Origin of the sequence: Rugamonas sp. DEMB1 (assembly GCF_029834475.1) — a bacterium.
Lineage (GTDB): Bacteria > Pseudomonadota > Gammaproteobacteria > Burkholderiales > Burkholderiaceae_D > Rugamonas > Rugamonas rubra.
Window position 1 is genome coordinate 4,278,793 of the sequence record NZ_CP122407.1, and the last position, 21,522, is coordinate 4,300,314.

Sequence of the window (21,522 nt, forward strand, 5' to 3'; positions counted from 1 at the left end):
GGATATTTCAAGCAGACTGGACGCGGCCATGAAACAGGCCGGCTTCGAATCGCAGAGCGCCTTGTCGCGCGCCTCCGGCGTGCCGCAGCCGACCATCAACCGCATACTCAAGGGGGTCGGCAAGCGCGGCCCGGAGGCCCACACGCTGGTGCAGCTGGCGACCGCCTGCAACGTCGCCTTCGACTGGCTGCACGAGGGCATAGCACCGCGCGCGCGCGCCACGGCCGGCCAGCCCGCCACGGCGCCGTCCGCCTTCCTGCCGGTGGTGGTGGCGCAGGAGGACGACGCCCGCTTCTACCAGATCCAAAAGGTCAAGCTGCGCCTGTCGGCCGGCATCAGCGGCTTCAGCGTCGAGCCGGAGACGCACGACGGCAGCATGTTCAGCGTGCCGCGCAACTGGGCCGACCGCAACGGTTTCATCCCCGAGCGCCTGATCGGCATCAAGGTGCGCGGCGAGAGCATGGAACCGTCGCTGTATGAGGACGACCTGGTGATCATCAACACCGCCGACGCCAAGCCGGTCGACGGCGCCGTGTTCGCCGTCAACTACGAGGGCGAGCCGGTGGTCAAACGCCTGTCGCGCGACGCCGGCGAATGGTGGCTGACCTCGGACAACCCGGACCAGCGCAAATACCACCGCAAGGTCTGCCGTGGCAACGACTGCATCATCATCGGCCGCATCGTGCGCAAGGAAAGCGACCGCATCTGAGGCGGGCTAGCCGGCCTTGTTCAGGCCCTAGCAACTACGCCAGTAGCCACTGGTAGGTGTGGCCGGCAGCGAACAGACTCAGGGATGGTCCGCTAGGGAGTCCAGGGGTTGATCACATCCAGCCCCAGGTCCGTGAAATCACGCGCGTTGCGCGTTACCAGGCTCAAACCGTAATGTGCTGCGGTTGCGCCGATCAAGCTGTCAATGGCTGGCACGGGACGCCCCGCCGCCGCCACCATGCGCCCCCAGCGATCTGCCACCTGGGCGTCGACTGCAAGAATGCGTCCGGCGAAAAAGGCCGGCAACTCGTTCTCCAACCAGTCAAGCAAGTTCGCGCGACGAATTGGATCGTTCACTCCTTCAACGCCCTTGCGTAGCTCACCGAGTGTCAACACGCTCAAATACAGGGTGGCCGCCGGCCGCCGGGCCATCCAGTCGAGGACAACACTGTTGGGCATCTTACGGCGCAACTCCGACAGGACGTTGGTGTCGAGCAGATAGCTCAAAGTGGGGTCTCGCGGGTCGTACTGCGGTCGCGCTCGAACTCGATCTCCTCCAGGTCATAGAGGGGCGACTGGCGCATGAACTCCACCAAAGACTGTTTGCTGCCCGACAAGCGCTCGAACGCCTCGCGCGACAACACCACCGCCACCGACCGCCCGTGTAGGGTAATGTCCTGTGGCCCCTCCGTCTGCGCGAGCTTCACCAGTTCGGACAACCGCGCCTTCGCCTCTTGCATCTGCCATGTTTGCATTCCGCCCCCACTATTACAGACTAGTCTAGTCAGAATTTAGCAGATGTCCTGCGTTCTGCCAAGCGGGCGACAGCGTTTCCAAGCGGGGATTGAGGCTGGCGCGTCCTACTCGGGGCTGGCGCCGGCGCCGGGCGCGTCGAGCACGGTGAGCGACTCGGCCTCCGGGAAGCGCGCCTTGAAGTGGCCGACGTCGACCGGATGGGCCTCGATCCAGGCCTGGGCTTCGGCGCGGCGCGCGGCGGTGGGCAGGCGGAACAGGAAAACACCGAGCCAAACCGGCGCTGTCGTGGAGTCTGTCATTGCCGCCGCCTCCCGTGGGTGTGTCCTTTCACTCTACGTCAAAAATGTGCGGATTACAATAATTCGCACGGTCTTGGGCCGGCCCGCAACAGCAAGGCGATGGCGTCGGCCGTCATCGGCCGGCCGAACAGGAAGCCCTGCCCCTCGTCGCAGTCGTGGTCGCGCAGGAAGGCGCACTGCGCGGCCGTCTCCACGCCCTCGGCGATGACCCGCTTGCGCAGGCTCTTGCCCATGCCGATGACGGCGCTGACGATGGTGGCGTCGGCCGCGCTGGAGCCGATCTGGCTGACGAAGGACTGGTCGATCTTCAGCGTGTGGATGGGGAACTGGCTCAGGTAGCTCAGGCTGGAATAGCCGGTGCCGAAGTCGTCGATGGCCAGCTTGACGCCGAGCTCGGCGACGGCCTGCAGCACGCCGCCGGAAACGCTGGCGTCCCGCATCAGCACGCCCTCGGTGAGCTCGATCTCCAGGCGCGACGGCGCCAGCCCGGTCTCGGCCAGGGTGCGGCGCAGGTGCTCGACGAAGTCGCTGGCGCCGAACTCGAGCGGCGAGGTGTTGACCGCCATCGTCATCGGCGGCCAGCCGGCCAGCTGCCAGTCCTGCGCCTGCCGGCAGGCCTGGCGCAGCACCCAGCGCCCGAGCGGCAGGATCAGGCCGCACTCCTCGGCGATCGGGACGAACTCGGCCGGCGCCAGCAGGCCGCGCTGCGGATGCTGCCAGCGCACCAGCGCCTCGACGCCCACCACCACGCCGCTGGCCAGGTCGATCTTCGGCTGGTAGTGCAGCACGAACTCCTGGCGCGCCAGCGCCAGGCGCAGGCTGGCCTCTGTCGACTGGCGCAGCACGGCGCGCGTGTTCATCGCCGGCTCGAAGAAGCAGTAGGTGTTGCGGCCGTTTTCCTTGGCGTGGTACATGGCGGTGTCGGCGTGGCGGATCAGGCTGTCGGCGTCGGCGCCGTCTTCGGGATAAATGCCGATGCCGATGCTCACGCCGACATGCAGCGCGTGGTGCTCGACCAAGTGGGGGGCGGCCATCGCCAGCAGGATCTTCTGGGCGAACAGGCCGGCGTCGTCGGCCTGCTCGACCTCGGGGAACATCAGCACGAACTCGTCGCCGCCCTGCCGGCTGACGGTGTCGGAGCGGCGCACGCAGCCGACCAGGCGCTGCGCCACCTGTTGCAGCAACAGGTCGCCGACGCCGTGGCCGAGCGAGTCGTTGATGGTCTTGAAGCGGTCCAGGTCGAGGAACATCACGGCCAGCCGGCGCCGGCCGCGGCCGGCCAGCGCGATGGCCTGGCGCAGGCGGTCGCGCAGCAGCACCCGGTTGGGCAGGCCGGTCAGGGCGTCGTGGTGGGTCTGGTGCAGCAGCGCGTTGCGCGCCTGCTGCACCTGCTCGGCCAGGGTGACCGCCTCCATCGAGGCGATCACCAGGTTGGCGTTGGCCTGCTGCAGCATGGCGATCTGCGCGGCGGACAGGGCGGCGTGGCGGCGCAGCGGACGGGCGCCGCGCGCGCGCGCGTCGGCGGCGCGCTCGCGCTCGAGCACCTGGCGCTCGCGCGCCAGCAGCAGCTGTTCGCGGCCGCGCCAGGGCGGCGCGGCGTCGGCCGGCGCCGACTCGGCCGCCTGCCCAGGCACGGCCGGCGGCCGGCGGCTGCGGCGTCGATGCGTCACGCCCGGACCGCCGGTCGGTGCTGCGCGGCGCCGCCGCTGTGCTGTGCTGGTGTGCGCATCATGGTTCTCCTGGGTGGAGCCGAAGTCGGCCATCGCTACACAATGCGGCAGTTTGCCGCTTCGTTCTGTGGGCCAACAGACGCAGCCCGGCGCCGCGCGGCGGCGGCGCCACATGCCGCCGGCCTCTGTGCGCTGCCACACGGTGAGCGCGGCGGCGGCCGCGTAGCATGGTTCGACGGCGCCCTGCGGCCGTCCGCTCCCCGCCACCCGCGCCACCCACGCCACCACCGGAACCCGCCATGAGGAAGCCACCATGAAACCGACAATCCACTTGCCGCCGGCCCCGCCGCCCGGCGTCGCCGGCACCACCCACGTCCTCGTGCTCGAGCTGAGCGACTGCGGGCCCGAGCGGCGTTCCTACGCCACGGCCCGCTTCAGCGTCGTCGCGGCAGCGCCCGCCGGCGTTACGGCGGCGCCGCCGGCGCCGCGCCGCAGCGGCGCTTGACGGCCTGGCCGCCGCCCGGCACGCCTAGTCGCCGCGCACCGGGTGGCCCGTCAGCACGCCCTGGTATTGGCTCAGCGTGTCGCCGACGCTGATCTGGTCGGCGCCGATGTCGAAGAAGCGGATGTCCTTGCTGTGCGCGCTGGCGCGCATCTTGACCACCGACAACACGCGGCGGAACTGGCCGTCCAGCTCGACGTAGCGCTGCATGACGATGCCGTCGGCCAGGAAGGCGTTGCCGTAGGAGCTGAAGCGCAGCATGTCGTAGCGGTCCTCCAACTCGGCCGTCATCAGCACCGTCACGCCCATGCCGGTGAGCACGGCGATCATCCGGTACAGCGACTCGCGGAAGTCCTCGCGGAACACCGCCGCCAGCGCCAGCTCGAAGCCCGACAGCGAGTCGATCACCACCCGCTTGGCGCCCATCCGCTCGATCATCGCCACCAGGTCGTGCAAAATCTCGTCGAGCGACAGGTCGAGCGTGCGCGTGTCGATGACGCCGACCTTGCCGCTGGCGACCATGCCGTTGAGCTGGTAGCTGAGCATTTGGTTCGGGCTCTTCTCGAAGGCGGCGATGACGCCGGCCTCGCCGGCCCGCACGCCCTCGGCCAGGAACTGGGTGGCCAGCACCGTCTTGCCCGAGCCGGACGGGCCGACCACCAGCAGCGAGTAGCCGGCCGGCAGGCCGCCGCCCATCATCGCGTCGAGCTCGGCCACGCCCATCGACAGGCGCTGGTGGCCGTCGATGGCCACGCCGCCCGTGGCGCTCTGCCGCACCACCGCGCGCGGGAACACCTCGACGCCGTCGTCGTTGATGCGGAAGGTGTGCACGCCCAGGCTCTGCGCCTGGCCGCGCATCTTGACCACCTGGATCTTGCGCACCAGGGCGTCGCGGTGGACCAGCTGCGACATCCAGATGATGCCGTCGGCCACCGTGAAGACGGGGCTGGACTCGGCCTCCGGCGCCAGGTACTCGCCGATCAGGAAGGTGGTGGCCAGCCAGCTGGTCATCTGCATGCCCAGTTGCTGGACGAAGCGCTGCAGGCCGTGGGCGCCGTCCTCGTGGGCGCGGGCCGACTGCACCACCGAGCGGAACGAGTCGACGAACACCAGGCTGGGGGCGAAGGCGGCCACCTCGTCGCGGATGCGCTCGAGCACACGGTCGAAGTCGCCGTCGAGCAGGTCGCCGGCCAGGTTGACGAACTTGATCGACTGGTTGATCTTCTCGACGTCGAAGAAGGGGAACTGCTGCTGGTAGCGCAGCATCTTCAGCGGCGGCTCGCCCAGCACGGTGAAGAACAGCGCGCGCCGCTGCGGGTTGGCCAGGGCGAACATGATCTGGTGCGCCATCGTCGTCTTGCCGCTGCCCGGCGTGCCGGCCAGCAGGTTGAAGGAGAACTCGGGGATGCCGCCGCCGAGCAGGTCGTCGAGTCCCGGCACCCCGGTGGCCAGGCGTTGGATAGTTACTTTGCTACTCATGGTTGCGGTTCCTTGCCAGCAGTATTTACAGCGTCGTCACCCCAGGCCGCACGTAGAATGCTGGTCGTTAAGAGCTCGCCGATCAACAAGATCAGTGTGTCGGTAAAAAAAATCAGCAAGGCGCTACAGGCCTCGCCGGCTTGCCCTGCGTCCTGCTGCGCCAGGCTGTCGCGCAGGGCGCCGAAGTCGCGCCCGGCGCTGGGCGCCAGCCACGGATGGGCCCGCCGCGCCAGGTGGGCGCTGCGGTTGTAGAGCGACTCGAAGCCGCCCTCGCCGATAATGGCGTTGAGCTGCAACGCCAGGCCCTGCCACAGCGCCACGCAGGCGTCGAGCGGCGCGGCGGCCGGGCGGCCGACCAGGCGTTCGATCATGCGGTGCCGCTGTTCCTCGTTAGTAGCCATAAATTTACTTGTGTATGCAGTACGACGACGTCGCCGCGGCGCGCCCGGAATGGCGGCATCGTACAGGATAATCAGGACGGGACACGAGCCCGCCACCCAAAAAACCGCGCCGGCTCACCGCGCGTACCCCGCGATCAACTCCGCCAGCATGGCGAAGTCGGCCGGTTTGACCAGATAATGGTCGTAGCCGGCCGCCAGCGCGCGCGCCCGGTCCTCCGGCTGGCTGTAGCCGGTGGTGGCGATGAAGTGCGGCGCGGCGCCGGCGGCGATGGCGCGGCGCGCCACCTCGAAACCGTCGAGGCCGGGCAGGCCGATGTCGCACAGCACCAGGTCGTAGCGCCGCTCGCGCAGCGCGGCCAGGCCGCTGGCGCCGTCGAAGCGCTGGGTGACGGCGTGGCCGGCCTGGGCCAGCAGCAGGCCCAGGGTGTCGCTGGCGTCGACGTTGTCCTCGACCAGCAAAATGTTCAGCGGCGCCACCGGCGGCGGCGCCGCCACGACGGGCGCGGCGGCGGCGGCCGGCGCCGGCGCCAGCGGCAGCTCGACGATGAACTCGCTGCCCAGTCCGATGCCCTCGCTGCGCACCCGCACCGCGCCGCCGTGCATCTCGACCAGGGTGCGCACCAGCGCCAGGCCGATGCCCAGGCCGCCCTGGGCCCGCTCGAGCGAGCGGAAGCCCTGGGTGAACAGGTCGAAGACGAACGGTTGCAGCGCGGCGCTGATGCCGACCCCGCTGTCCTTGACCGCCACCTCGAGCCGGCCGCCCAGGCGGCCGGCCTGCACCACGATGGCACTGCCCTCGGGCGAGAACTTGGAGGCGTTCAAAATCAGGTTGGAGAACACCTGGGCCAGCCGCACGGCGTCGCCGTCGAGCCAGGCGTCGACCGGCGCCGTGTCGCGCCGCAGCACCTGCAGGCGCTGCGCCAGGATCGGCTGGCAGGTCTCGACGGCGCTGTCGAGCACGTCGGCCAGGCTGACCAGGCCGCGCTGCAGCGTCACCTTGCCGCTTTGGATGCGCGAGGCGTCGAGCAGGTCGTCGACCAGGCGCACCATGTGCTTGAGCTGGCGCGCCAGCACCGCGTGCAGCCGGGGCAGCTCGGCGTGGGCGCCGGTCAGGCGGCCGAGCAGCTCGTTGGCCATGGCCATCGGCTGCAGCGGGTTGCGCAGCTCGTGCGCCAGCATCGACAGGAACTCGGTCTGGCGCAGGCTGGCGCCCTCGGCCGCCGCCTGCAGGTCCTGCGCGCCGAAGGTGGCCCAGACCAGGTGCTGGTTGGCCTCGCGCAGCTGGTCGACGTGGCCCTCGAGGGCGCTGCGGCTGTCCTTCTCGGCCTGCAGGGACTCGACCTGCACCAGCAGCTGGCCGATCAGCACGCGCAGCTGCTCGACCTCGCTGGCGTGCGCCGCCCGCAGCGCGGCCACGGCCGCCAACTCGGACGGCGGCGTTGCAAGGACGCCGGGGGCTGGGGCGTCGGGTTCGGACAGGGGAAGCTCACTCATCGGACGGGACAATCACTTAGTAGATGCTAGCGGTCTTGCATGCGGCCTGCGGACAGGAGGGGGGGGACGCGGCTTACCTTGCCACCATAGCAGGATGGCGGCCGCGACGGGATGAAATCGCGCCGAATAGCCGCCATCATCGCCGCTGGCGCGCCGGCCGGTCTGTGTGCTGGCACACAGACCGGGTTCCGCAACGCAATAATCGCCGGCCCGCCGCCCCGCTTGACCATGGAATGCCGGACGACGATACTACTCAGCAATTCGTGACAGCCCGCTCACGGAACCACTGAAAGCCGCCGCCCATGAAACTGTTGATCAAAACGCTGCTGAGCAGCGCCGTCGCCCTCGCCTTCACCCTGCCGGCCGCCGCCGCCGAGCAGCCCTGGGTGCTCAAGAGCAACCTCAACGCCAAGCTGCTGCTGGAGGAGCGCGCCAGGTTGGCGCCCGAGAACGCCAGCAACCTCGGCGTCGACGGCTACGACGAGAAGATCAGCGACCTGTCGCGCGACAGCTTCGAGGACGAGAAGCGCGGCACGCAAGCGGTGGTCGCCGAACTGAAAAAACGCCTGAAGGCCGAGCCGGACGCGAAGATCCGCCAGGGCCTGGAGATCCTCATCGCCTCGGCCGAGGACGGCCTGCGCAGCAGCGCGCTGGAGCGCAAATACTTCCTGCCCTTCATCGACGCCACCGGCAGCATCTACGGCGTGGTGCACGACATGCTGGACCCGCGCATCCCGCCGGAGCGGCAGAAGGCGCTGCTGCTGCGGCTGGACAAATATGCCGGCCTGAGCAAAGGCTACCGCCCCTACACGGAACTGGCCCGCGAGCGCCTGCACGAGCGCCTGAAGGCCAACCCCAAGCTGCTCGGCCCGTTCAAGGGCGAGGTGGAGCAGGTCATCAACGACGGCCCGACCCTGGTCGCCGGCATCAAGTCCCTGCTGGAGAAGAGCCAGCTGAAGGGCTGGGAGAAGAGTTTCTCCGCGCTGGAGCAACAGTTGACCGCCTACAACGCCACGCTCAAGGCCGAGGTGCTGCCGCGCGCCCGCGCCGACTCGCGCCTGCCGGCCGAGGTCTACGCCGACCGCCTGCGCCAGGTCGGCACCGACGTCGACCCCGAGCAGCTGATCTCGAAGGCGCTGGTGTCCTTCGCCGAGATCCGCAACCAGATGAACATCACCGGCGGCCTGATCGCCAAGGAGCAGGGCCTGGCCTCGGCCGACTACCGCGCCGTGCTGCGCGAACTGAAGAGCAAGCAGATCGCCAAGGAGGCGGTGATGCCGCTCTACGCCGACCGCCTGGGCCAGATCGAGGAGGTGATCCGCGCCCAGCGCGTCGTCACCCTGCCCGAGCGCAAGGCGGTGATCCGCCTGGCCAGCGAGGCGGAGAACGCGCGCCAGCCGGCGCCGCACATGAGCCCGCCACGGCTGGTCGGCAACACCGGCGAGTACGGCGAGTTCGTGCTGACCACCGGCATGCCGCCCGACGCGAGCGGCAAGGCGCTGCGCTTCGACGACTTCACCCACCAGGCCGGCAGCTGGACGCTGACCGCCCACGAGGGCCGCCCCGGCCACGAGCTGCAGTTCGCCAAGATGATCGAGGCCGGCGTGTCGACGGCGCGCGCGGTGTTCGCCTTCAACAGCGTCAACGTCGAGGGCTGGGCGCTGTACGCCGAGGCCGAGATGCAACCCTACGAGCCGCTCGACGGCCAGTTCTTCGCCCTGCAGCACCGCATGCTGCGCGCCGCCCGCGCCTTCCTCGACCCGATGGTCAACCTGGGCCGCATCCCGGCGGCCGACGTCAAGTCCTTCCTGATGGACGAGGTCGGCCTGTCCGAGGGCATGGCGACGCAGGAGGTGCAGCGCTACACCTTCCGCGCGCCGGGCCAGGCGACCTCCTACTTCTACGGCTACCAGCGCTTGATGGAGACGCGCCAGGCGGCCCAGGTGGCGCTGCGCGGCAAGTTCGACCGCCAGGCCTTCAACGACTTCGTGCTGGCGCAGGGCCTGGTGCCGCCCAAGCTGCTGTACAAGGCGGTGATGGAGGAGTTCGTGCCGGCGCGGCTGAAGTAGGCTGGCCGCCGCGCCGGCACGACTGCGGCGCGGCGGATTTCCGTCGCCGGTTTTATGCTAGAGTCACGTCGAACCGTCCCGTGACCGTCATCGACCTTGTGCGAAAGGAGATTCAACCATGTCCAGCAACACCATTCGACTCCACCGCGTGCTGCGCGCGCCACCCGAACGCGTCTACCGCGCCCTGCTCGACGCCGACGCCCTGGCCAAGTGGCTGCCGCCGCACGGCTTCACCTGCAAGGTCCACCATCTGGAGGCCAAGGTCGGCGGCACTTACAAGATGTCGTTCACCAACTTCACCAGCGGCAACAGCCACTCCTTCGGCGGCGCCTACCTGGAGCTGGTGCCGAACCAGCGCATCGTCCACACCGACCAGTTCGACGACCCCAATCTGCCGGGGGAGATGCGGACCACCTTGACCCTGCGCGAAATCTTTTGCGGCACCGAGCTGAGCATCGTGCAGGAGGGCATCCCCGAAGTGATCCCGCCCGAGGCCTGCTACCTGGGCTGGCAGGAATCGCTGCTACTGCTGGCGCAACTGGTCGAGGCGGCGGTTCCCGACTAGGCTTCCCCATCCTGGCGGCTGGAAGCCGGACCGGGTTTGCGGCATGATTTTCATAATGGCAATAATATTTAAAGAATATTTTTCCTCCATGAAATGCTAAAATCCGCCATCGCTATCCATCCGCCTTCCGATGTCCCTGACAGCAGATCAAATACTTGCGCTCGCACCCGACCCGGCATCGGCCAAGGCGGGGAGTGCCCAGTCGAGCCTGGCAAAATGGTCGGGTTTGGGCGGCCACGCGCAAGCCTTGTGGGGGCTGTGCCAAGGCAGCGGCAAGGAACCGTACAAGGCGCAGATCGAACTGGCCGGCCCCTCGTTCAAGTGCACCTGCCCCAGCCGCAAATTCCCCTGCAAGCATGGCCTTGGACTGTATCTGCTGTACGCGCGCGACGGCGCCGCCTTCGCCGATAGCGCCGCCCCCGCCTGGGTGAGCGACTGGCTGCAGAGCCGCGAACAACGCAGCGAGAAGAAGGCGGCGAAACTGGCCAACGCCGACACGGCGCAAACGGACGAGGACATCGCCGCCAAGGCCCAGCAGCAACTGAAGCGGCAAGAAAAACGCCAGGGCAATGTCGACGCCGGCCTGGCGGTGCTCGACACCTGGCTGGCCGACCTGGCCCGCGAAGGCCTGGCCGGCCTGCGCGCCAAACCGGCCAAGGACTGGGACGCGATGGCCGCGCGCCTGGTCGACACCCAGGCGCCCGGCTTGGCCGCCCGGCTGCGGCGCGCCGGCATGCTGGTCTATGCTTCCAGCGCGGCCGGTTGGGAGCTGGACGTCGCGCGCGAACTGGCACAGATCGCGCTGCTGAGCCACAGCTACCGCCGCCTGGCCACGCTGCCAGCGGCGCTGCAACACGACATCAAGACCGGCATAGGCTGGGTGCTCAACCAGGACGAGGTGCTGGCCGAGCCCGGCCTCGACGACCTGTGGCAGGTGTGCGGCACCCATACGCAGGACGAGCAAAGGGTCAGCCGCCGCAGCTGCTATTTGCGCGGCCGGGACAGCGCGCGCTGGGCCGTGCTGCAACAGTTTTCGGCCGGCGCCCAGGCGCTGCCGCCGCCCCTGCTGCTCGGCACCGGCCACCGGGGCACGCTGCATTTTTATCCGGGCGCCCTGCCCATGCGTGTCGCGTTCGGCGCCGACGTCCAGCTCGTGTCAACGCTGCCGGCGGCCCCGTCGGCGGCACCGTCGAGCATGGCCGCCCTGCTTGCCGAGTATGCCCGGGCCTTGGCCGTCAATCCCTTCATCGAGACCTACCCGATGCTGCTCGAACACGTCGTGCCGCAGCGCGCCGCCGGGCCGGCGACGCATTTCGTGTTGCGCGCGAGCGATGGCACGCAACTGCCGGTCGACAGCCAATTCCGCCACGCCTGGCAGCTGCACGCGCTGGCCGGCGCCGCGCCGGTGAGCGTGTTCGGCCTGTGGAACGGCTACGCCCTGCTGCCGCTGGCGGTCGGCGTCGACGGCCGCCTGCACGGACTAGACGGCGGGCAAGTCCCATGATGCTCGCGCCGACGCTACACAAAACACTGCTGGCCGGTCTGTCGCGCGCGCCGCTGGCGCCCGGCGCGGGCGCGCCCACGGCGCTGACCGGGCTGCTGGCCGCCGTGCCGGACGAGCTGCGGCTGTGGCATACCGTCGCCGCCAGCGACCTGTGGCAGCGCGCCGGCTACCTGCCGCCCGCGCCGGCCCCGTCCGCCCAGCCCGCCTGCCCGAGCGAGCCGACCTGCTCGCGGGCGGCGGAGCAAGTGCTGCTCTCCATCCTGCACGGCATCCATCCCGAGTTGCTCGGCAGTTGGCTGGCCCAGGCGCAGACCTTGAACCGCCAGCTGCCCCACAGCTGCCTGGTGCCCTTGCTCGACCTGGCGTCGCAAAAACCGCCCCTGCGCGCCGCCGTGGCGGCGCTGCTCGGCCGGCGTGGCCGTTGGCTGGCGGCCCAACAGCCGCGCTGGGCCGAGGTGGTCGGCGTCGACGTCGATGAGGATACCGATAGCGCCGGCGGCAGCGGCAGCGGCCCGGCTGGGGGCCAGGCCAACGACACGGTGGCCCGGCATTGGCAACTGGGCAACCTGGCCCAGCGCTGCGACGCCCTGCGGACGATGCGGCTGGCCGATCCCGAGGCCGCCCGGCTGGCGCTGGAGCAGGACTGGGCGCAGGAACCCGCCGAGCAGCGCATGGCCCTGCTGCCCTGCCTCGCTGTCGGGCTGAACTTGCGCGACGAAGCCTTCCTCGAGCGCGCGCTCGACGACAAACGCAAGGACGTGCGCGGCACCGCGCAACATTTGCTGGCGACGCTGCCCGGCTCGCAATTGAGCGAGCGTTGCAAGGCGCGCCTGGCCGCCCTGTTCACGCTCGAACGCCGCAGCGGGCTGCGGGCGCGGCTCGGCGCCATATTGAGCGGCAACACCGGCGAGCCCTTGCCGCAACTGCTGGTGCAACTGCCCGCCGCCTGCGACAAGGACATGCAGCGCGACGGCATCGGCGTCCTGGGCCGCGCCGGCATGGGCGAAAAGGCCGGCTGGCTGCTCGACCTGATGGCTTGCGTGCCGCCCGCGCACTGGAGCGACACTTGGCAGCTGACGCCCGACCAGGTCGTCGACGTGCTGGTGGCGCAAGAGTTCAACATGGCCCTGCTCACCGGCCTGGTGCACGCGGCCGGCCGCGCCGTCCAGACCACGCCGGACGCGGCCGCCATCGACTGGTTCGTCACCCTCGTCAGCGGCAACGGCCTGGCCTGGAGCAAGCTGCAAATCCCCGCGCTGCTGCTGCCGGACCTGCCCTGCCTGCCCGCGGCGGCGCAGGAGCGCGTGGTGCGGCGCTGGCTGGAGCAGGCGGCCAGCCAGCCGCCGGCCTATGTCCACGCCCTGGCCTGGGCCGAGCAAGGCGCCGACCAGTGCGCCAAGGTGCTGTCGCCCGAGATGTCGCGCGCGCTGCTGCGCCACGGCCAGCGCCAGATGGCGGCCGACGAGCAGCCCGACTACAGCTCGCGCGGCGATTTCGCCATCCTGGCCAAGGTGCTCGACTGCGCCGATCTGGCCTACGCGCGCAGCAACTGGCCGGGCGACGACTGGCCGCACTGGCCGCAATGGCGCCCCCTGGTCGACCATCTGATGGATACGCTGCACTTCCGCCACACAATGCACGCCAGTTTTTTGGAGAACGACGCATGAGCAATGCAAACAGCAGCAAGGTAATGCGGCAGCACGCCGAGCAACAGTACGCCCACGAACTGAACGCGCTCAAGGAGGTGGACCAGCGCCAGCGGCCGCCGAACTGGGAGCTGTCGCCCTGGGCGGTGGCCACCTACCTGCTCGGCGGCACGCTCGACAACGGCGTCGAGATCAGCCCCAAGTACATCGGCAAGCGGCGCCTCGTCGAGATCGCCGTGGCCACCCTGGCCACCGACCGCGCCCTGCTGCTGCTGGGCGTGCCCGGCACCGCCAAGTCCTGGGTGTCGGAACACCTGGCCGCCGCCATCAGCGGCAACTCCACGCTGGTGGTGCAGGGCACCGCCGGCACCGCCGAGGAAACCATCCGCTACGGCTGGAACTACGCCCAGCTGCTGGCCAAGGGGCCGAGCATGGAGGCGGTGGTGCCCAGCCCGGTGATGCGCGCCATGCGCAGCGGCAAACTGGCGCGCATCGAGGAGTTGACGCGCATTCCGGCCGAGGTGCAGGACAGCTTCATCAGCCTGCTGTCGGAGAAGATGCTGCCGATTCCCGAGTTGGACGACTATGTGCAGGCGGCCAAGGGCTTCAACATCATCGCCACGGCCAACGACCGCGACCGTGGCGTCAACGAGCTGTCGAGCGCGCTCAAGCGCCGCTTCAACACCGTGGTGCTGCCGCTGCCCGACAGCGCCGACGAGGAGGTGAGCATCGTCGAGACCCGCGTCGCCAGCCTGGGCCGCGCGCTCGAGCTGCCGATCGAAAAGCCGGCCCTGCAGGAGATCCGCCGCATCGTGACGATCTTCCGCGAGCTGCGCGCCGGCCAGACGGCCGACGGCAAGATCAAGCTCAAGTCGCCGTCGGCCAGCATGAGCACGGCCGAGGCGATCTCCGTCGTCACCAACGGCATGTCGCTGGCCGCCCACTTCGGCGACGGCACCTTGCGCGGCGCCGACATGGCCTCGTCGATGATCGGCGCCATCCTCAAGGGACCTGTGCAGGACCGCCTGGTCATGCTCGAGTACCTGGAAACGGTGGTCAAGGAACGCGACGGCTGGAAGGACTTGTACCGCGCCTGCCACGCCGTGCTGTGATGCGGCGCGGCCGTCCCCTCCCCGCTGCGCTGCCATGACCGTCCACCTGTTCGGCATTCGCCACCACGGCCCCGGTTCCGCCCGCAGCCTGGCGCAGGCCCTGTTGCAGCTGCAACCGGACCTGATCCTGATCGAAGGTCCGCCCGAGGCCAACGAGCTGCTGCCGCTCGCCGCGCACGGCGACATGCGGCCGCCCGTGGCGCTGCTGGTCTACGCGCCGGCCATGCCGCAGCACGCCGTCTACTACCCGTTCGCCGATTTTTCGCCGGAGTGGCAGGCCATCCTCCACGGCCAGCGGCACGGCGTGCCGACCCGCTTCATCGACCTGCCGCAAGCCCACGTGCTGGCGCGCGAGATGACCTACGCGGAGCAGGCGCAGGCGCAGGCGGCGCAAGCCGGCGACATGCTGGCCGGCCTGGCGCAGGCGGCCGGCTTCGCCGACACGGAAACCTGGTGGGACCACCTGGTCGAGCAACGCCAGGACGGCCTCGAACTGTTCGCCGCCATCGAGGAAATGATGACGGTGGCGCGCGAGGAACTGGCCCAGCCGCTGGCGCCGGAGGAGGCCCTGCGCGAGGCCCACATGCGCCAAATGATTCGCCTAGGCGTCAAGCAGGGCCACCAGAGGATCGCCGTGGTGTGCGGCGCCTGGCACGTGCCGGCGCTGCGCGCCATGCCGACCGCCAAGCACGACAAGGACCTGCTCAGCGAGCTGCCCAAGGCCAAGGTCGCCGCCACCTGGACGCCGTGGACCTACGGCCGCCTCAGCGCCGGCAGCGGCTACGGCGCCGGCGTGCAGGCGCCCGGCTGGTACCACCATTTGTGGCACACGCCGCACAAGGCGGCGGCGCACTGGCTGACCGACGCGGTGCGCCTGTTGCGCAAGCACGGCCTGGACGCCTCGTCGGCCCAGGTGATCGAGGCGCTGCGCCTGGCCGACACCCTGGCCAGCCTGCGCGAGCGTTCGCGCGCCGGCCTGGGCGAGCTGCTCGACGCGCTGCAAAGCGTGTTGTTCGGCGACAGCGACGCGCCGCTGCGCCTGATCGAGCGCGAGCTGCTGGTCAACGACCGCCTCGGCGGCGTGCCGGCCGACACGCCCACCCTGCCCCTGTCGCAGAACGTGAAGGAGCTGCAAAAGCGCCACCGGATGGCGCCGCGCGCCGACCAGGTCGAACTGAATCTGGACCTGCGCCAGCCCAAGCAACTTGAGAAGAGCACCTTCCTGCACCGCCTCGCCCTGCTCGGCATCGGCTGGGGCAAGACGCTCACCGTGCGCGGCAAGAGCGGCACCTTCCACGAGTCGTGGCAACTGGCCTGGGAACCCGAGTTCGAACTCAGGCTCATCGAAGCGAACGTCTGGGGCGCCACGCTGGAGATCGCCTGCAACGCCCATCTGTGCCACCAGTCCCAGCAGACCGGGCAGCTGCCGGAGCTGACCCGGCTGGTCGACAGGATGCTGCTGGCCGACGCGCGCGACGCCGTGCCGGTGCTGATGGCGCGCATGCAGGCGCTGGCCGCCGGCACCCAGGACGCCGGCGTGCTGCTCGAGGCGCTGGCGCCGCTGGCCAACGTCCTGCGCTACGGCAACGTGCGCGGCACCGACACCGCCAGCGTCGGCGCCGTCCTGGACGGGCTGGTGCAGCGCGCCTGCATCGCCCTGCCGACGGCGGCGCGCGGCATCAACGAGGAGGCCGCCCGCCTCCTGCTGGGCCATATGATCCAGGCCGACCAGGCCATCGCCCTGTTGCAGCGGGCCGCCCACCGGGAGGCCTGGCTGGCCGCCCTGGCGCAGTGCGTGCAGCTGCAGGCGCACGCCCTGATCGCCGGGCGCGCCGTGCGCATCCTGTTCGAACAGGAGCACTGGAGCGTCGAGCAAAGCGCGCGGGCGCTGTCGCTGGCCTGCACCAACCCGGTCAATCCGCTCGCCAGCGCCGAGTGGCTGGAGGGCTTCCTGCACGGCAGCGGCACGCTGCTGCTGGTCAACGACGCGCTGTGGCACATCCTCGACGGGTGGGTCGCCGGCCTGCGCGAGGACAGCTTCACCGAATTGCTGCCGCTGCTGCGGCGCACCTTCGCCACCTTCGAGCCGGCCGAGCGGCGCCAGCTCGGCCAGCGCGTCGAGCACGGCGGCGCGGCGCTGGCGCTGGCGGCGCCGGCCCCCGCCCAGCACACCGACGAAGCGCGCGCCGCCCTGCTGCTGCCCATCCTGAACCGCCTGCTGGGCGACATGCAACCGAAAGAGGAACTGGCATGAGCACGCAAGAAACCGACCAGGCCGCGCTGCGACGGCGCTGGCGCCTGATGCTGGGCAGCGAGGCGGACAACCTGCCGCTGGCGCCGGCCGACGTCCCGCTCGAACGCACGCTGGGCGCGCTGTACGACCGGCAGGACGGCCGCGGCAGCCTGCACGGCTCGGCGCCCAACGTGGCGCGCTGGCTGGGCGACATCCGCGAGTACTTCCCCGCCAGCGTGGTGCAGGTGATGCAGCAGGACGCGATGGAACGGCTGGGCTTGCAACAGATGCTGCTCGAACCGGAGATGCTGCGCAGCGTGCAGGCCGACGTGCACCTGGTCGCCACCCTGCTCTCGCTCAACCGCCTGATGCCGAGCAAGACCAAGGACACCGCGCGCCAGGTGGTGCGCGGCGTCGTCGAACAACTCGAACGCAAGCTGGGCAGCCCGCTGCGCCAGGCCGTCAGCGGCAGCCTGAACCGCGCCGCCAGGAACCACCGGCCGCGCCACAACGAAATCGACTGGCTGCGCACCATCCGCGCCAACCTGCGCCACTACCAGGCCGACTACCAGACCATCATCGCCGAGCGGCGCGTCGGCTTCGCGCGCAAGAGCCAAAGCCTGCGCGACATCGTGCTCTGCGTCGACCAGAGCGGCTCGATGGCGCCGTCGGTGGTCTACGCCAGCGTGTTCGCCGCCGTGCTGGCGTCGATCAAGTCGGTCAGCACGCAAGTGGTGGTGTTCGACACCGCCGTGGTCGACCTCACGCCGCTGCTGGCCGATCCGGTCGAGGTCTTGTTCGGCACCCAGCTGGGCGGCGGCACCGACATCGACCAGGCGCTGGCCTACTGCCAGGGCCTGGTCAAGCGGCCGCAGGAGACCATCTTCGTGCTCATTAGCGACCTCTACGAGGGCGGCAACGCCAAGCAGATGCTGGCGCGCGCCCGCGCCATGGTCGACAGCGGCGTGCAGATGATCGCCCTGCTGGCGCTCGACGACCACGGTGCGCCCAGCTACGACCACCGCCACGCCGCCCAGTTCGCCGCAATGGGCATCCCCTGCTTCGCCTGCACGCCGGACAAGTTTCCGGATTTGATGGCGGCGGCGATCAAGAAGCAGGACATGGCGGCGTGGGCGGCGCAGAACGACATCGCCGTCGCCGCATGACCAGGCGCACCCGCCCGGCGCGCCACGCCAATCGCGCGGCCCCAAAACGGCATTTTATGTTCCAATGGGAAATTACTTTTGCCCCGTCAAGCGGCAACCAAGTCCCCCACCTCTAGGAACAGACAAATGAACCCGATCAAAATTATTGGCGCCCTGCTCATCGCGGCCGGCACGCTGGGCCTGGTGTACGGCGGCTTCAGCTACACCAAAGACACCACCGCGCTGAAGCTCGGCCCGCTCGAGTTGTCGGTGCAGGAAAAGGAAACCGTCAACATTCCCCTGTGGGCCGGCATCGCCGCCATCGTCGGCGGCGTGGTGCTGCTGGGCGTGGGCGGCAAGAACCGCTAGTCAAGCGTCGCAAGTCGGTGCTCACTACTGACGGAAATTGACAGGCGCCTCGATTACACTTTGGGCTTGCGCAGGAGATAATTCCTCCTGCATTTGTCGACCTCGGAGGGAGCACCAAATGACACGTTCGACACGTTCCATCACTATTCTCACGGACGATTTCGCCGACTGGGAAACCGCGCTGATCAACTCGACCGCGCGCGCCTACTACGGCTTCGACACGCGCTTCGCCAGCCCCAACGGCAGCCCGGTGACGTCGATGGGCGGCATGGTCGTCACGCCGCACCTGGCGATCGAGGCCATTCAGCTCGACGAGCTCGACCTGCTGATCGTCTGCGGCGGCAGCATCTGGCAGAGCGAGCGGGCGCCCGACATCGCCGCCCTGGTCGCCGCCGCGCACGAAAGAAACATCGTCGTCGCCGGCATCTGCGACGGCACCCGCGTGTTGGCGCAGGCGGGCGTGCTCGACCACGTTCGCCACACCTCCAACTCGGCTCAGAACCTTGCGCAACTGAATTATGCCGGTGCCGCCCACTACCAGGATGTGCCCTACGCGGTGGCCGACCAGCGCGTCGTCACCGCGCCCGGCAGCGCGCCGGTCAGCTTCATGGCGGAGATTTTGCGCGTCATGGGGATAGACGACGACAACCTGAAGGCCTATCTGGCGATGCACGCGGCCGAGCACGGCAAGCCTGCCTAGACACGGCGGCCGGCAGGCACGCGCGCGGCCGCTCGCCGCGCGCCTGGCCGAGTTCCGCTCGGCCAGCCCGCAAGGGGGCCGCGCCGTCAGCCCCAGGTTTTACACCGCGTTTATACTTGGACGCCGTATTTTTACGCCGCTTTTAGATCCATTCCACTAAGCTGGGGACTCTTTCGCCAATGGATTTGTCCAGGCCGGTTTGGAATCGACTCATGAATGTTCGCCACTATCTACAGTACGCGCTGGCCATGGCCCTGGCCTACGGCGCCGTGCTGCTGCTGCCCCTCTTCGTCGACTACGCGTTCGACACCAACACCGAAGTGATGACCGTCGTCTGGCTCAACATCGGCCTGGGCGTCATGCAATTCAAACGGATACCCTTCCCAACGCCGGATCGGCACCGCATCGACGTGGGCGGCGGCCTCAAGGTGCTGTGGTGGGCGCTGTTCTGGCCCAGCTACCTGCGCCGCAGATAACGGGCGGGGGCGCTGGCGCGACGCCGCCCTTGACGGACGGCGGCGCGAACTTCACCTATCGCGTGCCCAGCCACAGCAGCAACTGCACCAGCACGCTGCACATCGCCAGCGCGCCGACCAAGCAAAAGGCGCGCTGGATTTTTTGCCGGCCGCGCAGCGCAGGCGGATGCGGATGCGCGTCCGAACAATGGTGGGACAAGGTCGCCGCAGACCACTCCAGATGGTGCTCGTTCATGTTCAACTCCGTGGTTCCGATACAAACAAGCTTAGTCCGGGGCGTCTAAAAATTGTGTAAAGACTTGCCTCCACGATATATACAACGTCTAAAAATCCAACTGGCCGAGCGCCCTTGGCGGGCATGCCGGCGGCCGGTCTAAATCCACTGGTCGTTCTCGACGGTACGCTCGCCCGCCGCACCCTCGCCCGTGTTCGCCACGCCACGCGGCTCGATCAGCAGCACCTTCACTTCCGCGTGGGCGCAGGGCTTGTGCTCGACGCCCTTCGGCACCACCGCCATCTGGCCGGCGCGCAGCACGATAGCCGTGTCGCCTGCAGGTCCGCCGCGCACATCGATGCGCAACTCGCCTTCGAGCACGATGAAGGTTTCATCGGTGTCGGCATGGCTGTGCCACAGGAACTCGCCTTCGAACTTCACGACCTTGAATTGATAGTCATTCATTTCGGCGACCACGCGCGGCTGCCAGTGGCCGTCGATCAGCGCGATCTTGCCGGCCAGGTCGATGCTCTGGCACTGGCCGCGCTGGGCCGGCGCGGCGGTATGGTGGATGGATGGTGGCATGGTTCTCTCCGTTCAAGTGGGCAATGCGTCGAGGATACGCATGCGCCTAGCGGCCGTCTTGAACGATCGTGGGTGTTGTCAGCCGCGCCGGACGGCGCCGGCGACCTGCAACCAGCGGCCCGGCGCCAGCCCGAACGTCTTCGTGAAGTGCCGCGTCATGTGGCTCTGGTCGGCAAAACCTGCGGCGGCGGCAGCATCGGCCAGCGAGCTGCCGGCGAGCAGCATGCGGCGCACCGCGTCGAGGCGCCGCATCGTCAAATAGCGGTAGGGGCTGGTGCCGTAGAAGGTGCGGAAGTCGTGCGACAAGCTCCAGCGGTCGCGGCCGGTGGCCACTTCGAGCTCGTCGAGCGTGACGACGCGGGCGCAGTGCGCGTGCAGGTACTCGCGGGCGCGCCGCGCAGCGAGGAAGTCGCCGGTCGGGCGCCGCGCCGGCAGGCCGGCGACGGCGGCAAGCGCGTGCGCCAGTTCGGCCAGGGCGTCGCTCTGCTCGAGCGGCTCGAGCGTGTGGCCGACGTGCTGCAACAGGGTCGCGGTGGCCGCCGCCAGGCGCGGATCGGTGGTCACGCCGCCTTCGATGAAGGGCAGCGCGCGCCCGCCCAGCACCTCCTGCAACAGCGCCGGCTCGACATAGCTCATGCGGTACTGGAAGCCCTCGGCGGTGCCGGCCTGGCCGTCGTGGGCCTCGTCGGGATGCAGCACCATCGTGTTGCCGGGCAGGCTGTTGCGCTGGCCGCGCCGGTAGCTGAAACTCTGCACGCCGGTCAGCGTGCGGCCGATGGCGTAGGTGTCATGGCGGTGCATGCCGTAGGCTTTGCCGTGGAACCACGCCTCGATGCGCTCGACGCCGTCTATCGGATCGGCGCGCCGTAGCCAGTCGGGGCGGGAGTGCGGTGCGGGTGGGTTCATGATGGGGGCCTTGGATGGTCGGGGGCGATGCGCGGTGGCACGGGCGTGGTTCGGTGCGCAACTGTTGTCCGAATTGTCGCATGGAACAACCCACGCGCGACGATGGGCTTCGGTCGCCGCGTTGACCTGCAATATGTCCGTCCAACGGTCGTATGAAGAGGCCTCAGCCTCTCGTTCAGTTGCTGGAAGAGTGTCAGAAACTAGCGCATACTTCTACCATTCTGGAGAAACCACCATGCAATCCCTTACCAAACAAGTCTTGCAGCGTGCTGCCGAGCTGCCTGATGGCACACCTTTGGTTGCAAAAGAATTGTTACACCTGGGCAATCGCGCAGCTGTTGATCAAGTGCTATCGCGTCCGCCCATGCATCGGGCCTCCCGCCCCATCTTTGGGAAAAGGATATCTGGGTGGTCTGGGCGCGGCGGCATCTGTTTTCCGGCCCCCACGCCGAGCACTTGGTCTTCAAAGGCGGCACATCCCTGTCGAAAGCTTTTGGTGTCATCCGGCGCTTCTCCGAAGACGTCGATCTGACCTACGACATCCGCACCATCGCCAGCGATCTGGTGAACATTCCGGCGCGCCGCGTCGTGACCTTTCATGCCAGCCAAAAGCTCAAAATAGTGGCCGACGACTCTGCCATACCCGGCATACCAGGACACGGCGATGCAAACGACCGCAGCTAATGCGA

At 68.9% G+C, this 21,522-nt stretch carries 22 protein-coding genes and 1 pseudogene; 13 read left to right on the forward strand and 10 right to left on the reverse strand.

The window, feature by feature from the left end; translation table 11 throughout:
- Positions 1 to 28 precede the first annotated feature (28 nt).
- The gene (locus QC826_RS19620; protein ID WP_279762063.1) at positions 29 to 709 is read left to right on the forward strand and encodes an XRE family transcriptional regulator; all 681 of its coding nucleotides are present in this window, start codon (positions 29 to 31) and stop codon (positions 707 to 709) included.
- A 92-nt stretch (positions 710 to 801) separates the two neighbouring features.
- Here QC826_RS19620 and QC826_RS19625 read toward each other — a convergent pair whose 3' ends face one another.
- The 4 genes from QC826_RS19625 to QC826_RS19640 all read right to left on the reverse strand — a co-directional run bounded on the left by QC826_RS19625 (position 802) and on the right by QC826_RS19640 (position 3,748).
- Complete coding sequence (locus QC826_RS19625; RefSeq protein WP_279762064.1) at positions 802 to 1,215, reverse strand: type II toxin-antitoxin system VapC family toxin; 414 nt, start codon at positions 1,213 to 1,215, stop codon at positions 802 to 804.
- A complete protein-coding gene (locus tag QC826_RS19630) occupies positions 1,212 to 1,463 on the reverse strand; it encodes a type II toxin-antitoxin system Phd/YefM family antitoxin (RefSeq protein ID WP_279762065.1) in 252 nt (83 codons plus the stop codon). Before QC826_RS19630 ends, QC826_RS19625 begins: the two co-directional genes overlap by 4 nt.
- A 105-nt stretch (positions 1,464 to 1,568) precedes the next feature.
- A complete protein-coding gene (locus tag QC826_RS19635; RefSeq protein WP_279762066.1) occupies positions 1,569 to 1,763 on the reverse strand; it encodes a hypothetical protein in 195 nt (64 codons plus the stop codon).
- Between the two features lie 53 nt (positions 1,764 to 1,816).
- A complete protein-coding gene (locus QC826_RS19640; protein ID WP_279762067.1) occupies positions 1,817 to 3,748 on the reverse strand; it encodes a putative bifunctional diguanylate cyclase/phosphodiesterase in 1,932 nt (643 codons plus the stop codon).
- Between QC826_RS19640 and QC826_RS19645 the strand changes: the two genes are divergently transcribed.
- On the forward strand, positions 3,747 to 3,938 hold the full coding sequence (locus tag QC826_RS19645; RefSeq protein ID WP_279762068.1) for a hypothetical protein: 192 nt from the start codon (positions 3,747 to 3,749) through the stop codon (positions 3,936 to 3,938). The genes QC826_RS19640 and QC826_RS19645 overlap by 2 nt on opposite strands.
- A 24-nt stretch (positions 3,939 to 3,962) precedes the next feature.
- Here QC826_RS19645 and QC826_RS19650 read toward each other — a convergent pair whose 3' ends face one another.
- The 3 genes from QC826_RS19650 to QC826_RS19660 all read right to left on the reverse strand — a co-directional run bounded on the left by QC826_RS19650 (position 3,963) and on the right by QC826_RS19660 (position 7,309).
- Positions 3,963 to 5,414 (reverse strand): ATPase domain-containing protein, encoded by a 1,452-nt coding sequence (locus QC826_RS19650; protein ID WP_279762069.1) that lies wholly within the window; start codon positions 5,412 to 5,414, stop codon positions 3,963 to 3,965.
- Positions 5,411 to 5,815, reverse strand: a complete 405-nt coding sequence (locus QC826_RS19655) for a hypothetical protein (RefSeq protein ID WP_279762070.1) — start codon at positions 5,813 to 5,815, stop codon at positions 5,411 to 5,413. Before QC826_RS19655 ends, QC826_RS19650 begins: the two co-directional genes overlap by 4 nt.
- A gap of 114 nt (positions 5,816 to 5,929) precedes the next feature.
- Entirely contained in the window at positions 5,930 to 7,309 is a 1,380-nt protein-coding gene (locus QC826_RS19660) for a hybrid sensor histidine kinase/response regulator (RefSeq protein ID WP_279762071.1), read from the reverse strand.
- Between the two features lie 302 nt (positions 7,310 to 7,611).
- On the opposite strand from QC826_RS19660, the gene QC826_RS19665 reads away from it, so the two are divergent.
- The 10 genes from QC826_RS19665 (at position 7,612) to QC826_RS19710 (ending at position 19,128) form a co-directional block, all read left to right on the forward strand.
- The gene (locus tag QC826_RS19665; RefSeq protein ID WP_279762072.1) at positions 7,612 to 9,378 is read left to right on the forward strand and encodes a DUF885 domain-containing protein; all 1,767 of its coding nucleotides are present in this window, start codon (positions 7,612 to 7,614) and stop codon (positions 9,376 to 9,378) included.
- Positions 9,379 to 9,496: 118 nt separating this feature from the next.
- Positions 9,497 to 9,943 carry an SRPBCC family protein gene (locus QC826_RS19670; protein ID WP_279762073.1) on the forward strand — a complete coding sequence of 149 codons (447 nt, stop codon included), beginning with the start codon at positions 9,497 to 9,499 and terminating at the stop codon, positions 9,941 to 9,943.
- Between the two features lie 247 nt (positions 9,944 to 10,190).
- Entirely contained in the window at positions 10,191 to 11,447 is a 1,257-nt protein-coding gene (locus QC826_RS19675) for an SWIM zinc finger family protein (RefSeq protein ID WP_279762074.1), read from the forward strand.
- Positions 11,444 to 13,114, forward strand: a complete 1,671-nt coding sequence (locus QC826_RS19680) for a DUF5691 domain-containing protein (RefSeq protein ID WP_279762075.1) — start codon at positions 11,444 to 11,446, stop codon at positions 13,112 to 13,114. Before QC826_RS19675 ends, QC826_RS19680 begins: the two co-directional genes overlap by 4 nt.
- Positions 13,111 to 14,205, forward strand: coding sequence for an ATP-binding protein (locus QC826_RS19685; RefSeq protein WP_279762076.1), 1,095 nt, complete (start codon positions 13,111 to 13,113; stop codon positions 14,203 to 14,205). The genes QC826_RS19680 and QC826_RS19685 overlap by 4 nt, the downstream gene beginning before the upstream one ends.
- A 34-nt stretch (positions 14,206 to 14,239) precedes the next feature.
- Positions 14,240 to 16,459, forward strand: coding sequence for a DUF5682 family protein (locus QC826_RS19690; protein WP_279762077.1), 2,220 nt, complete (start codon positions 14,240 to 14,242; stop codon positions 16,457 to 16,459).
- Positions 16,456 to 17,604 (forward strand): VWA domain-containing protein, encoded by a 1,149-nt coding sequence (locus QC826_RS19695; protein WP_093388372.1) that lies wholly within the window; start codon positions 16,456 to 16,458, stop codon positions 17,602 to 17,604. Before QC826_RS19690 ends, QC826_RS19695 begins: the two co-directional genes overlap by 4 nt.
- A gap of 126 nt (positions 17,605 to 17,730) precedes the next feature.
- Positions 17,731 to 17,952, forward strand: a complete 222-nt coding sequence (locus QC826_RS19700; RefSeq protein ID WP_093388371.1) for a hypothetical protein — start codon at positions 17,731 to 17,733, stop codon at positions 17,950 to 17,952.
- A 118-nt stretch (positions 17,953 to 18,070) separates the two neighbouring features.
- Entirely contained in the window at positions 18,071 to 18,652 is a 582-nt protein-coding gene (locus tag QC826_RS19705) for a type 1 glutamine amidotransferase family protein (protein ID WP_279762078.1), read from the forward strand.
- Between the two features lie 212 nt (positions 18,653 to 18,864).
- The gene (locus QC826_RS19710; RefSeq protein WP_279762079.1) at positions 18,865 to 19,128 is read left to right on the forward strand and encodes a hypothetical protein; all 264 of its coding nucleotides are present in this window, start codon (positions 18,865 to 18,867) and stop codon (positions 19,126 to 19,128) included.
- A gap of 55 nt (positions 19,129 to 19,183) precedes the next feature.
- Here the strand turns inward: QC826_RS19710 and QC826_RS19715 are convergent, their stop codons facing one another.
- From QC826_RS19715 to QC826_RS19725, 3 genes are all read right to left on the reverse strand, one after another.
- Positions 19,184 to 19,363: a hypothetical protein gene (locus QC826_RS19715; RefSeq protein WP_279762080.1), complete on the reverse strand. Its 180-nt coding sequence runs from the start codon at positions 19,361 to 19,363 to the stop codon at positions 19,184 to 19,186.
- 138 nt (positions 19,364 to 19,501) lie between these two features.
- Positions 19,502 to 19,927, reverse strand: coding sequence for a cupin domain-containing protein (locus QC826_RS19720; protein ID WP_279762081.1), 426 nt, complete (start codon positions 19,925 to 19,927; stop codon positions 19,502 to 19,504).
- 78 nt (positions 19,928 to 20,005) lie between these two features.
- Positions 20,006 to 20,833, reverse strand: coding sequence for an AraC family transcriptional regulator (locus QC826_RS19725; RefSeq protein WP_279762082.1), 828 nt, complete (start codon positions 20,831 to 20,833; stop codon positions 20,006 to 20,008).
- Positions 20,834 to 21,184: 351 nt separating this feature from the next.
- Here QC826_RS19725 and QC826_RS19730 point away from each other — a divergent pair.
- Positions 21,185 to 21,418 (forward strand): annotated as a pseudogene (locus QC826_RS19730) (nucleotidyl transferase AbiEii/AbiGii toxin family protein); the annotation flags it as partial.
- Positions 21,419 to 21,522 lie beyond the last annotated feature (104 nt).